This is a genomic window from Bradyrhizobium sp., assembly GCF_019242285.1.
Taxonomy (GTDB): domain Bacteria; phylum Pseudomonadota; class Alphaproteobacteria; order Rhizobiales; family Xanthobacteraceae; genus Bradyrhizobium.
In genome coordinates this window covers 1-11,943 of the sequence record NZ_JAFAVV010000254.1, presented here as the reverse complement: position 1 = coordinate 11,943, position 11,943 = coordinate 1, and the positions used below count along the sequence as shown (strand labels likewise).

Annotated in this window: 10 protein-coding genes; 5 read left to right on the top strand and 5 right to left on the bottom strand. The window is 67.8% G+C overall.

What is annotated here, in order from left to right; all coding sequences use genetic code 11:
- Nucleotides 1-596 (top strand): methyl-accepting chemotaxis protein (locus tag JOY90_RS09860; RefSeq protein ID WP_291690947.1); only part of this gene is annotated, 596 nt, incomplete at its 5' end.
- A 27-nt stretch (nt 597-623) separates the two neighbouring features.
- Here JOY90_RS09860 and JOY90_RS09855 read toward each other — a convergent pair.
- The gene (locus JOY90_RS09855) at nt 624-977 is read right to left on the bottom strand and encodes a hypothetical protein (RefSeq protein ID WP_291690946.1); all 354 of its coding nucleotides are present in this window, start codon (nt 975-977) and stop codon (nt 624-626) included.
- Between the two features lie 243 nt (nt 978-1,220).
- Between JOY90_RS09855 and JOY90_RS09850 the strand changes: the two genes are divergently transcribed.
- From JOY90_RS09850 to JOY90_RS09835, 4 genes are all read left to right on the top strand, one after another.
- Entirely contained in the window at nt 1,221-2,063 is an 843-nt protein-coding gene (locus JOY90_RS09850; RefSeq protein ID WP_291690945.1) for a methyltransferase domain-containing protein, read from the top strand.
- A 20-nt stretch (nt 2,064-2,083) separates the two neighbouring features.
- On the top strand, nt 2,084-3,043 hold the full coding sequence (locus tag JOY90_RS09845; protein WP_291690944.1) for an AraC family transcriptional regulator: 960 nt from the start codon (nt 2,084-2,086) through the stop codon (nt 3,041-3,043).
- Between the two features lie 866 nt (nt 3,044-3,909).
- The gene (locus tag JOY90_RS09840; protein ID WP_291690943.1) at nt 3,910-4,482 is read left to right on the top strand and encodes an isoprenylcysteine carboxylmethyltransferase family protein; all 573 of its coding nucleotides are present in this window, start codon (nt 3,910-3,912) and stop codon (nt 4,480-4,482) included.
- Between the two features lie 181 nt (nt 4,483-4,663).
- Complete coding sequence (locus JOY90_RS09835; protein ID WP_291690942.1) at nt 4,664-5,644, top strand: helix-turn-helix domain-containing protein; 981 nt, start codon at nt 4,664-4,666, stop codon at nt 5,642-5,644.
- Nucleotides 5,645-5,779: 135 nt separating this feature from the next.
- On the opposite strand, the gene JOY90_RS09830 is transcribed toward JOY90_RS09835, so the two are convergent.
- The 4 genes from JOY90_RS09830 to JOY90_RS09815 form a co-directional block, all read right to left on the bottom strand.
- The gene (locus JOY90_RS09830; protein WP_291690941.1) at nt 5,780-6,049 is read right to left on the bottom strand and encodes a DUF3551 domain-containing protein; all 270 of its coding nucleotides are present in this window, start codon (nt 6,047-6,049) and stop codon (nt 5,780-5,782) included.
- 1,106 nt (nt 6,050-7,155) lie between these two features.
- Nucleotides 7,156-8,034 (bottom strand): transglutaminase family protein, encoded by an 879-nt coding sequence (locus tag JOY90_RS09825; RefSeq protein WP_291690940.1) that lies wholly within the window; start codon nt 8,032-8,034, stop codon nt 7,156-7,158.
- On the bottom strand, nt 8,031-10,577 hold the full coding sequence (locus tag JOY90_RS09820) for a circularly permuted type 2 ATP-grasp protein (RefSeq protein ID WP_291690939.1): 2,547 nt from the start codon (nt 10,575-10,577) through the stop codon (nt 8,031-8,033). The genes JOY90_RS09825 and JOY90_RS09820 overlap by 4 nt, the downstream gene beginning before the upstream one ends.
- A 27-nt stretch (nt 10,578-10,604) precedes the next feature.
- On the bottom strand, nt 10,605-11,943 hold a 1,339-nt coding region (locus JOY90_RS09815; protein ID WP_291690938.1), incomplete at its 5' end, for a transglutaminase family protein.

Sequence of the window (11,943 nt, the reverse complement as noted above, 5' to 3'; positions counted from 1 at the left end):
CGATCGCCGAAATCGAGAGCCTCGCGGCGGCGACGCAGCGGATCGACGGCGTGCTGAACCTGATCCAGGCGATCGCCGAGCAGACCAACCTGCTCGCGCTGAACGCCACCATCGAGGCGGCCCGCGCCGGCGAGGCCGGCCGCGGCTTCGCGGTGGTCGCCCACGAGGTCAAGGCGCTGGCCGGACAGACCGCCAAGGCCACCGAGGAGATCGGCCAGAACGTCCACTTGATCCAGGCCTCGACCCGGAACGCGGTCGATGCGGTGCGCGAGATCGGCAATGCCGTGCACGACATCAGCGACATCGCCTCGAACATCGCGGGCGCCGTCGGCCAGCAGGACGCCGCCACCCGCGAGATCTCGGTGAACGCTCAGTCTGCGGCCCAGGGCAACGAGACCCTGGTCAACAATATCTCCTCGCTGCGCGAGGCCATCGGCCAGACCGACGCCGTGGCCTCGTCCGTGCTGTCGGCGTCCGATGCACTCTCCTCGACAGCCGAGACGCTGGCGCGGGAGGTGGAGAGGTTCTTCCGCAATCTGCGGCAAGTCCCGGCGGAAGTCCCGGTCGAACGGCCCGATCGCGCGAAGGCGGGCTGATCGCGCGAGCCCGCCTTGCGCGGGTCGCTATCGCCGATAGACCACGACCGGCGGCGGACCGAAGTCGCGCTGCCATACCCGGCCATCGTCGAACTGGATGCGGATGCCGTCCGGCGAATAGACCGCGCTCTCGTCGCGGTCGTCGATCCAGATCCGCGACGCCGGTGCGTTCCAGTCGGGCCACGCGCGGTAGGACTCGCCGGTCTCCATCGTGAGGTTGAAGTTCTCGCCGTTCTGGGTGATGTAGGCCGGAGAGCCCATCAGCCCGTTCCGGCACATCTCGATGCAGCGGTAGGTGCCGGTCAGGTTGACCGATTGGGCCGAGGCGCCAGAGGCCGCCAAGGCGGCCACCGCGCCAACAACCAGCGACAAACGTCTCATCAGATCACTCCATCGCTTATGGGGTAAGCCGGATCAGTCGCGCAGACGTGACCGGATCGGTTCCCTGTCCGCCGCTGTCGGCACCGAACAATGATGAGTGCGGCGATTTTGTTCCTGCCGGTTCCGACACGGCTTCTTGAGGCGAGACATGCATCGGCGCCTGTTTCGCGCCTGCAATTCTGTTCAAGACGCGTCCGCTGCAGGAGCGGCAACTTGGCCGTCCCGACGCTGACGGATGCCCCCATGTCTCCTGACAAGCCTTCTGACAAGTCTTCTCATCGGTCTTCGCCCTATGTTCACGGCTATGGCCCGCGCGAATTGCAGCGGCTGCAGGACCAGGCGTCGGCGCTGGTCGAGCTGCTGCATGCCGACACCGCCTATCCGGCCGGCGCGCGCGTGCTCGAAGCCGGCTGCGGCGTCGGCGCCCAGACCGTCACGCTCGCCGCCCGCAGCCCGCTCGCGCATGTCACGGCGCTCGACCGCTCCGCGCCGTCGCTGGCCGAGGCACGTGCCAGGGTGGCGGCCGCCGGCCTGTCGAACGTCGTCTTCGAGGAGGCCGATATTTTCGCGCTGCCCTTTGCGCCCGCCTCCTTCGATCACGTCTTTCTCTGCTTCGTGCTCGAGCACCTCGGCCGCCCCCGCGAGGCGCTGCGGGCGCTGGGCGAGGTCGTCAGGCCGGGTGGGACGATCACCGTGATCGAGGGCGACCACGGCTCGGCGCTGTTTCACCCCGACAGCGATGATGCGCGCCGCGCGATCGGCTGTCAGGTCGCGCTGCAAGCCCGCGCCGGCGGCGATGCCTTGATCGGACGCAGGCTCCATCCAATGCTGGTGGAAGCGGGCTTCGCGGAGCCGCGCGTGTCGCCACGTCTGGTCTATGCGGACGGCAGCCGCCCGGACCTCGCCACCGGCTTCACCCGCAGGACCTTCACGACCATGATCGCGGGCGTGCGCATGGCGGCGATCGAGGCCGGCCTGACGCGGCCGGCCGATTTCGACCGCGGCATCGCCGACCTGAACCGCACGGCGGAAAGTGATGGCGTCTTCTGCTACACTTTCTTCAAGGCGGTGGCCGTGAAGCGCTGACGGAGATGACGAGGCCTGCCATGTCCCCCTTGCATCAGGTCGCCGTGCACCGTGCGCCGGACCTTGGAATCACGGCGATGGAGCTTGCCTCCAACCACCACTTCCCGCGGCACAGCCACGACGAATACGGCATCGGTGTCGTGCTGTCGGGCGCGCAGCGCTCCTGGAGCGGCATGGGCCAGGTCGAGTCGTTGCCGGGCGACGTCATCACCGTCAATCCCGGCGAGGTCCATGACGGCCATCCCATTCGCGGCGCCACCAGGCGCTGGCGCATTCTCTATTTCGATCCCGAGCTGCTCGCGCACACGCTGCTGCCCGACGCCGGCGCCGAGATCGAATTCCTTTCGCCCAGCCTGCACGATGTGGCGGCCGGGGACGCGGTCAATTTGCTGTTCGAGCGGCTGAGCCGGGGCGCCGACCAGCTCGGCATCGAGGAGATCATCGCGCAAATCGTGCCGCGCCTGTCGGGCCGCATCCCGCCCGAGCGCTGCCGTCATTCGGCGCCGGTCGCGCGTGCCCGCGCGCGCATCGAGGACGATCCGTCGCAGCCGGTGACGCTGGCGGAGCTCGCCGCACTGTCGTCGGTCAGCCGCTACCAGATCGTGCGCACCTTCGCCCGTGAGCTCGGCGCGACGCCCTATGCCTATCTGATCCAGTGCCGGGTGCGGCTGGCGCGCCGGCTGATCGCCGGCGGCGCGGCGTTCGCGGAGGCGGCGCATGCCTCCGGCTTCGCCGATCAGAGCCACATGACCCGCGCCTTCGTCCGCCAGTTCGGCGTCACGCCCGGGCGCTACCGGGGCGCGGGACTTGCCGCCCGTCCCTCCAGCGAACGCGGCGACAGCGGCAGCTTGAACAGGGTGAAGCCGGCGATGTCGGGAAAGAGCTCCGCGATGTCCGACGACGCCAGCGTCAGCACCGCCGCCGGCACTTCGCCCGACGCCAGGCGGTCGATCGGCCGCGCGGCGCCGCTGCTCACGTGAACGTCCCTGGCGCCGGCTGTCGCCAGCACCGACCGCAGACGCGCTCCCGATACGGTGTCGCGCACGTCGATCGCGATGTCCTTTCCGGCCAGTTCGGTCAGCGACCTGATCTCCGGGCGCGCGACCAGGAGCGCGACCAGCGTGTCATCGTCGACCCCTCCTCCGGTGCGCCGGTCGTTCATGGCGCGGAGCTCGGATGCGGCGATGCCGCTGTTGTTCAACTGCTCAGCCACCGCGGCCGCGGCCAAGGCTCGGGCGCGCGTTCGGTCCGGCAGGCGGGCGGAAGGTACCGCAGCCTGCCCGCGAAAGGCGGGCCCGGCGCCAGTCATTCCCCAATCGGCGCCGCGCAGCGCGCCGCCATATGAATCCGACGGCGCCGCGCGGTTCATCGAATTCCTGAACGAGTTGTTCAGCACCTGACGCGACCATGCCATGTAGGATTGGCAGGCCGTATTGCAGGGCTTGCCGTCGATATAGATGGTAGCGAACGCATCCCTGGCATGCGACGCCGTCGCCGGGCCGACTGACAGCAACGCGATCGACAATAGACAACGCTTCACGATGCACTCTCCTGCTTCCGCCGCAGCTTCGGGAGACGGCTCTCGAGCGAGCAACTGAAATCGAAGCACGCAAACGAGCTCGATGAGCCAAATGATCTTGTGTGCATCTCGGCTATCGTCGAAATTCGGCCAAACGGCGGCCCGCCGGCCGGTACGTCCTTGCAGTCGATGGAACCCGGGGAAAACGGTTCGCACGCGAGAGTTTCGTGCGAATTGAACGTATACCCACGAACCGACGTCTGATTTCAAAGCTTCCGAACGCGCCCGTCACCAACGCGCGGAGCAAGACGAACCGGGACACCCGCGATGACCGTCTTCCGCCTGATCATCCCCGCGCTGTGGCTGGTCCTCATCGCCTATTGGGCGATCTCCGCCGTCTTCGCCAAGCGCAACGTACAGACCACCGCATGGTGGAAGCTGATCGCGATGCGCATCGGTGTCGTCGCGCTCGTCATCTATGCGGTGCATGATCCGCACGTGCGGCTCGTGTTGCGCAACGCCCAGAACTGGCAGGCGAGCAGCATGTCGCTCGGCGCGGTCGGCACGGCGCTGGTCGCCCTCGGCGTCGGCCTCGCCATCCATGCCCGTGTCCACCTCGGCCGCAACTGGGGCATGCCGATGTCGCGAAAGGAGGATCCGGAGCTGGTCACCGACGGGCCCTATGCCCTGGTGCGGCATCCGATCTACGGCGGCATCATCCTGGCGATGCTGGGTACGGCGATCGCCGAGAGCCTCCTGTGGATACTGCCTCTCATTGTGTTCAGCGCCTACTTCATCTACAGCGCGCATCACGAGGAAAAATTGATGCGCCGGCAGTTTCCCGGCCGGTATTCGGCCTACATGAAACGAACCAGGATGCTGCTGCCGCTGCTTTTCTAGGCCGTACTTTCCACATCCTCATCTCGATACCACCCGCACCATCGTCGGCGGTGCTAGATGATGCCGGACATATTATCACCATAAAGTCGCCCCGCACTTCCGCGGTAATTTTTGAAGCGTCTTGCGACGGCAGGGGTCTGCGATCTTGAACGCCGGCGGGAAGGAAGCGCGTTAGCCGCCGATGCCGAACCGATCGAATCTCCTGAGCAAGCATCCCGGCTTCACGTCGCGCAGGGTCGAGGAGGTCAAGGGCCGGGTGACGAAACTGTTCGGCGTCACCCGGTTCGAGGCGCCGCCGAACGGAAAGGCCTGCAATGCGCACTATCTGCGGCTGAACGACGTCAACCTGATCCACGTGCAGTATCCGGAGCGGCATTCGGTGAGTTTCGCCGAGGCCAGCTTCGTGCGGCAATACTTCGCGCTGGGCGGATCGGGACGCTTCTCCACCGGCCGCCGCACCGGCGAGATCTCGGTTGCGAGCCCCGCCCCGATCATTCCCGCGGGCACGCCGCTGCACCTGGAATTCGAACGAACCAATCAGCTCGTGCTGCGGATCGAGTACAGCGCGCTGAAGCGCTATCTCGGCGTCCTGATCGGCCAGGAGATCGACAAGGACATCGTGTTCTACGACGAGACCCAGTCGAACCCGGCGGTCGCGAGCCTGAGGCGCGGCGCCTTCCACTTCGCCTCCGACTACAACGCGCGCGGCCACAACCTCTCCGACCTCGTCATCGTCGAGACCGAGCGCATGCTCATCATGAAGTTCCTGATGAGCAACTGGCACAACTACATCCCGCTGCTCCTGCGCGAGCCGCCGGCGCCGTCGAACTCGGCGGTCAGGAAGGTGCAGGAGTTCATCGAGGCCAATTGGGATCAGCCGATCGACGTCGAGAAGATGGCGGAGGTCGCCGACGTCAGCGCACGCAGCCTGTTCCGGCAGTTCAGGAAGGTGGTGGGCGCCTCGCCTTCCGAATTCGCCAAGCAGATCAGACTCAGCCGCGCCAGAGACATGCTGGAGCGCGCCGACACCTCCACCACCGTGCTCTCGGTCGCCTTCGCCTGCGGCTTCCAGAACGCCGGCCACTTCGCCCGCGACTTCAAGCTCGCGTTCGGCGAATTGCCGTCGGAGAGTTTGCGGCGCGCGGAGCGGAGACGGGGGTGAGCCTCTTTCGGCCCGGCCAAATCATCTGGAGCTTCCGTTCCGATGGAATCGGAACGGAAGCTCCAGCCTTCGTTTTGACGCGTTTTCTTCACGCGAACCGGTATCCACTTCGCTCGAACTCAACTCTTGTGATCGTCACTGGCGCGACGTGCTTCTGGCCCTTCTCTTGAGCCGGTGTTGTTCCGGCGCATAGTAGGGATTGACCAGGCACTGCGCTGGAAGGCCGGATGCCGTCGCCGCGCATTCGGCGAGCGAAGTGTAGATGCAATCCATTCGCTCACCCATCTGCTCGCCATAGACGTGCATGCAGATCGGACGGCTGGGATCGTAGGTCTGGGCCGAACCGGGATGGATGACCAGCAGCAGCGTTCCGACAACGACAGATGCAGACGTGAGTGCGCGCAACACAGCCTCCGACCATGGTTCAGTCCGACGCAGATATACCCGAGGCTGGGCATAGGTCCAGGCGCCTTCGGCCCTCCGAGAGAGTCGACCGGGCCTATCCCGCCGCTTCAGGCTCGGCTACTATTTCACGCAGAATCGTCCGCGAGGGGCTCGGTCTCGTCCCCGGAAGGGCTGCGGTTGAGCCTCACGACTGCGCCGGACCCGCAGTCCCTGATGTGACGATGTTTGGCTCACTAAGTCGTCCCGGCGAACCGCGCCGCTCCGCCCTCCGTGAAACGGCTTTCCCGTGCCGGCGACGGTGATTCGCCTGCCGGGCGCGATCGGCGCGATTTTCCCGTCGCCGGCCCCTTTTTGGGAGGAGCCGAGCGGGCAAAATCGGCTGCGGCAAAACAGAAAGTTCGCGAGGCTGATCAACGGGATCGCATCGCCCAGGTGCGCGCCGCCGAAAATATCTCTTTCTTTTTTTCCGAAGCCATGTCTATATGCGCCGTCCCGCCTCGCCGAGAGGGGCGTATCGCGATCGTCACGGACGTGGGGCGGAGATGCGGTGGACGCGGATGATGTCGCCAGACGAGCGGCATCGTCGCGGACGGCGAAAGCGTGTGGTCCTGACGCCCCGACGCTGGCGTCAAGCCCGCAGGGATGATCCTGCGGGCGACGGGGGCAAGAAAGCCCGGTCCCCGGGGAGAGCACGCCATAAGCGTTAACACCACCGCGCAGGGAAGGCCGGATGTTCGGCTCGTACCTGTGGTGACTGCCGCCTGCGTTTCTTGTTGCAGGCGGGCCATGGGTGCGAACGGCACCCGGCCTTCCCTGCGCCCTCTCAATGATTTCGAGGGCGACCGTACCGGCAAAGCTCGGGCGAAATCCGCCGCGGGAACGCCGGCGTTTGTCCTCATCGCTGTTTGACATTCAAATCAGAAATCGCGATGGCCATCATCCAAGCCCGGATCTGTAGGGTTGGCTAATCGGCCGCTTGCACAGACGCGCGCCAAGCAAAGGCAGAAGCGTGCCCACCATGCAAGACGATGATGCCGATGAATGGTGGGCTCGGCGCGCCGCGCCTTAGCCCGCCCTACCCTCTACAATCACCACCGCCGCGCGCCTCACGCCACCGGCACGACATCCACGGCGACGCCGAGCCGCTGCTTCGGCGAGCCGACGATGATGCCGTCGACCGGCGAGACGTCGGCGAAGTCGCGGCCGATGCCGAGAATGATATGGTCGTTCGCGACCAGGAGATCGTTGGTCGGATCGAAACCGATCCAGCCGAGCGCCTCCCCGCACCACAGCGAGACCCAGGCGTGGGTGGCGTCCGCGCCCTGGAGGTGCGGCTGGCCCGGCGGCGGGATGGTGCGCAGGTAACCACTGACATAGGCCGCCGGCAGGCCGAGGCCGCGGAGGCCCGCGATCATCACATGGGCAAAATCCTGGCAGACGCCGTGGCGCTTGGCGAACACCTCGTGCAGCGGCGTCGAGATCACGGTCGCCTTCGGCTCGTAGCGAAACTCGGTGCGGATGCGGTGCATCAGCTCGGCCGCGCTCGCGAGCACGCCCTGCCCGACCGGAAAGCTCATCGCGGCATAGGCGGTCACCGGCGAGAGCACCGGCACCAGGGCGCTGGCGAAGACATAGCCGACCGGCGAGCTCGGACCGAGGCTCGTTGCCGCAAACGCGGCGTCGCGCACGCTTTCCCAGGCCGGGCTGTCGGCCGCACGGCCGGGCACGCTGCGCGCGACCGCGACGCGCGACGTCGAATCGATGCGCAGGTGCCGGTGCGCGGCCTCGATCACGATGCTCTCGGTCAGCGTGCCGAAAAAGTCGCGCCGCGTGGTGCGCTCGACGGGCTTCGGCCGGACCTCGACGCGATGCGAGATCAGCTCCTGGCCGTCGCCGCTACGCGGCTCGAGTCGCAGCGAGCATCGCGCGTAACTGACCGGGCTTTCGTAGGAATAGGTGGTGACGTGGCGAATGTCGTAGATCAAGCCAGCCCCGTGAGCTTCTCCGGCCGACTCGCGTTCGGCCCGTGCGGAAAATACTGCAACCCAATGGCGTCGGCGAGCGTCAGCAGGTCCTGCTCGAGCGAAAACAGCGTCTTGCCGTCGAGGGCGGCGGCTTCCGCGGTGATCAGCGTCCCCCGGAGCGCGACCGCGAGCCGCTGCGGCCGCTCGATCAGCCCGGTCTCGCGCAGCGCCGGCAGGCTCGCAACATGCTCGTTCAGCGCCTCGACCTGGAAGGCGACCGAGCGCGGGTTGTACGTGTCGAGCACCACGAGGTCGCGCACCGGCGCCAGCACCGGCCCGACCAGGTAGCGCGAGCGGTAGGTGATCTGGCAGTCCACCAGCGTCAGCAGCACGTCGAGGTCCTCGGGGCTGGCCTCGTCGGAGGCGAACTGGCGGGCGAAGCGGGCAGTGTTGATGGCGCGCTCGGCGCGGCGGCCCATTTCCAGGAAGCGCCAGCCCGCGGCGCGGTTCATGTTCTCCTGCGCCAGGCCTGCGAAGCTCGCCAGCTCCTGCAAGGTCAGTTCGGCCGCGCTGACGACGACGTCGTCGTCCTCGATCTCGTGCGCGAGCCGCGTCGTCATCTCGGTGATGACCTGCCAGGCATCGGGCGACAGCCGCTCGCGCAGCGACGTCGCGGTGCGCTGGGCCGCGCGGAGCAGCGACAGCGCGGAGCCGAAACGCGGCTCCGATCGCAGCGCCTCGGCTGCAACCTTTGCGACCTGCGTGCGCGAGGTCTGCGACACCGCTCCCCAGGCCACCAGCAGCCGCTGGATCCGCTCCGCGGCCTGCTGCATCGCCGAGGAGCCCTTGCCGGGGTCGCGCTGCTGGGTGCCGAGTGCGCGCACCAGCCGCAACGTCGCCTCGGCGCGCTCGAGGTAGCGGCCGAGCCAGAACAGATTGTCCGCCGCCCGGCTCGGCAGCACGCCGGCGATGCGGCGGATGCGCACGGAGTCGGAGGCCGGCAGCAGCGAGGTCGCCGGCACTGCCTTGTCGGAGACCACCCAGACGTCGGCGGCGCGGGCGCCGTCGCCCATCGTCACCGCGCGGGCATCGAGCTGCTCGGCGATCCGGCAGAAGCCGCCGGGCATCAGGGTCCAGCCGTCGGCGGTCGCCGCCGCGAACACCCTGAGCACGAACGGGCGCGGCACGATCCGGCCCTGGTCCCACACCGGCATGGTCGAGAGCCGCACCAGCTCCTGGCCGACATAATCGATGCCGCGCTCGGTGATGGCGCTGGCGAGGCGCTGCCGCTCGGCGGGCGGCAATTCGCCGGCGAGCACCGGGCCGTTGCTCTCGAAGCCGGGCACGCCGCGGCCATAGGCGCTTTCGATCGCGAGCTCGTCGAGCCGCGACAGCACCTCCTCCCGCGCGTCCTTCTGGCCGCACCACCAGGTCGCCATATGCGGCATCTTCAGCTCCTCACCGAAGAGGCGGCGGCAAAGGCCGGGCAGGAAGCCGAGCAGCGCCCGCGCCTCGAGTACGCCCGAGCCCGGCATGTTGGCGACCACGACGCCGTTCTTGCGCAGCACATCGATCAGGCCGGGCACGCCGAGCCGCGAGGCGGCGTCGAGCTCGAGCGGATCGAGCGAGTTGGAATCGACCCGGCGGAGCAGCACGTCGAGCCGCTTCAGGCCTGCGACGGTCCGGATGTGGACGCGGTCGCCGGAGACGGCGAGGTCGTCGCCCTCGACCAAGAGGAAGCCGAGATAGCGCGCCAGCGTCGCCTGCTCGAAATAGGTCTCGCTGAAGCTGCCGGGGCTCAGCACACCGATGCGCGGCTCGTCGCGGTCGGCGGCCCGGTGGAGCGAGGCGCGGAACGCTTCAAAGAACGGCGCCACCCGCTCGACATTCATCGACTTGTAGAGCGAGGCGAAGGCCCGCGACAGCACGAGGCGGTTTTCCAGCGCGTAGCCGGCGCCCGATGGCGCCTGGGTGCGGTCGCCGAGCACCCACCAGCGGCCGTCAGGGCCGCGGCCGACATCGGCGGCGTAGAGCGAGAGATAGCGGCCACCCGGCGGCTTCAGGCCGCAGATGGGGCGCAGATATTCGGCGCTGCCGGCGATCGCCGCGGCCGGGATCGCGCCCTCGGCGATCAGGCGGCCCTCGCCATAGAGGTCGCGCAGCACGAGCTCGAGGAGCTGGGCGCGCTGCGCAATGCCGGCGGAGAGAAGCTGCCAGTCGGCCTCGTCGATCAGGAGCGGCAGATGGCTGAGCGGCCAGAGCCGCTCGGCGCTCTCGCCCGGAGCGCGGTACGTGACGCCGGCCTCGCGCAGATGACGGTCGGCGGCGGCGAAGCGGCGCTCGATGTCGCTGGGCGCGAGGTTCGCGAAGGCGTCGAAGAAGCGGCTCCAGACCCCGCGCGGGGTGCCGTCGTCGGCGATGTATTCGTCGGGAATGCCGGGAAGGCGGACATAGTCGCGCATCCAATGCGCGACCCGGCGCTGGCCCGGGCGGGCCTTGGCCGCAGCCTGCCCACCCGCCTGACTGTCGCCCTGCCCGGCCTCCGAGCCGGTGACCTCAGCCATTCAAGACTCTCCCCAAAGCCTCATTCTTCAATGCGGGAGCGGTGTTCTCAAGTCGAGAGTCAGCGGAAATTCCAGGCTGCGCTCCTCGCGCGGCGGATCGATCCGCCCGGGGGTGTGGCCGTGGTCCTGAAACCGCGCCAGCCGCCGCGCCTCGGCCTCGTAAGAATTGACCGGTTTTGTTTCATAATTGCGACCGCCGGGGTGGGCGACGTGATAGACGCAGCCGCCGAGCGACCGTCCGTTCCAGGTGTCGATCAGGTCGAAGGTCAGAGGTGCGTGAACGGGGATGGTCGGGTGCAGGCCGGAGGCCGGCTGCCAGGCCTTGAAGCGGACGGCGGCCACCGCCTCGCCCGCGCGCCCGGTCGGCGTCATCGGCATCCGCCGGCCGTTGCAGCTCACGACGTGGCGGCCCTCGACGAAGCCCTCGGCCTTGACCTGCAGCCGCTCCACCGAGCTGTCGACGTAACGGACGGTGCCGCCGGCGGTGCCCTCCTCGCCCAGCACGTGCCAGGGCTCCAGCGCCTGGCGCAATTCCAGCGTCACACCGCCATGATGGACCCGGCCGAACGCGGGAAAGCGGAATTCGAGCTGGGCGAGGTACCAGTCCGGGGAGAAGTCGTAAGCAGAGCGCCGCAGCTCATCCAGCATGTCGAGAAAGTCCTCCCAGATGAAGTGCGGCAACATGAAGCGGTCGTGCAGCGCGGTGCCCCAGCGCACGAATTTGCCGTCCTGCGGCTCGCGCCAGAGCTTTGCGATCAGCGCGCGGACCAGGAGCTGCTGCGCCAGCGACATCCGCGGGTCCGGCGGCATTTCGAGCGCCCGGAATTCCACCAGGCCGAGCCGGCCGGTCGGGCTGTCCGGCGAGAACAGCTTGTCGATGCAGATTTCGGCGCGGTGGGTGTTGCCGGTGATGTCGACCAGGATATGCCGGAACAGCCGGTCGACCAGCCACAAGGGTCCGGTCTCGCCGGGCGGCGGCACCTTGGAGAGCGCGATCTCCAGCTCATAGAGGCTGTCGTGCCGCGCCTCGTCGATTCGCGGCGCCTGACTGGTCGGGCCGATGAACATGCCGGAGAAGAAATAGGACAGCGACGGATGCCGCTGCCAGTACAGCACGAGACTCTTCAGCAGGTCGGGGCGGCGCAGGAAGGGGGAATCCGAAGGCGTTCCCCCGCCGACTACCACATGGTTGCCGCCGCCGGTGCCGGTATGCCTGCCGTCGATCAGGAAACGGTTGGCCCCGAGCCGGGTTTTTGCCGCGTCCTCGTAAAGTCCGAAGGTGATGTCGACGGCCTCGCGCCAGCTCGCCGCCGGCTGGATGTTGATCTCGATCACGCCGGGATCAGGCGTCACCTTGATGACTTCG

Excerpts from the sequence above, each read along its gene's own strand:
- JOY90_RS09820 (WP_291690939.1), bottom strand. The coding sequence starts at position 10,577 with ATGGCTGAGGTCACCGGCTCGGAGGCCGGGCAGGGCGACAGTCAGGCG.
- JOY90_RS09835 (WP_291690942.1), top strand. The coding sequence starts at position 4,664 with ATGCCGAACCGATCGAATCTCCTGAGCAAGCATCCCGGCTTCACGTCG.
- JOY90_RS09855 (WP_291690946.1), bottom strand. The coding sequence starts at position 977 with ATGAGACGTTTGTCGCTGGTTGTTGGCGCGGTGGCCGCCTTGGCGGCC.
- JOY90_RS09845 (WP_291690944.1), top strand. The coding sequence starts at position 2,084 with ATGTCCCCCTTGCATCAGGTCGCCGTGCACCGTGCGCCGGACCTTGGA.
- JOY90_RS09840 (WP_291690943.1), top strand. The coding sequence starts at position 3,910 with ATGACCGTCTTCCGCCTGATCATCCCCGCGCTGTGGCTGGTCCTCATC.
- JOY90_RS09850 (WP_291690945.1), top strand. The coding sequence starts at position 1,221 with ATGTCTCCTGACAAGCCTTCTGACAAGTCTTCTCATCGGTCTTCGCCC.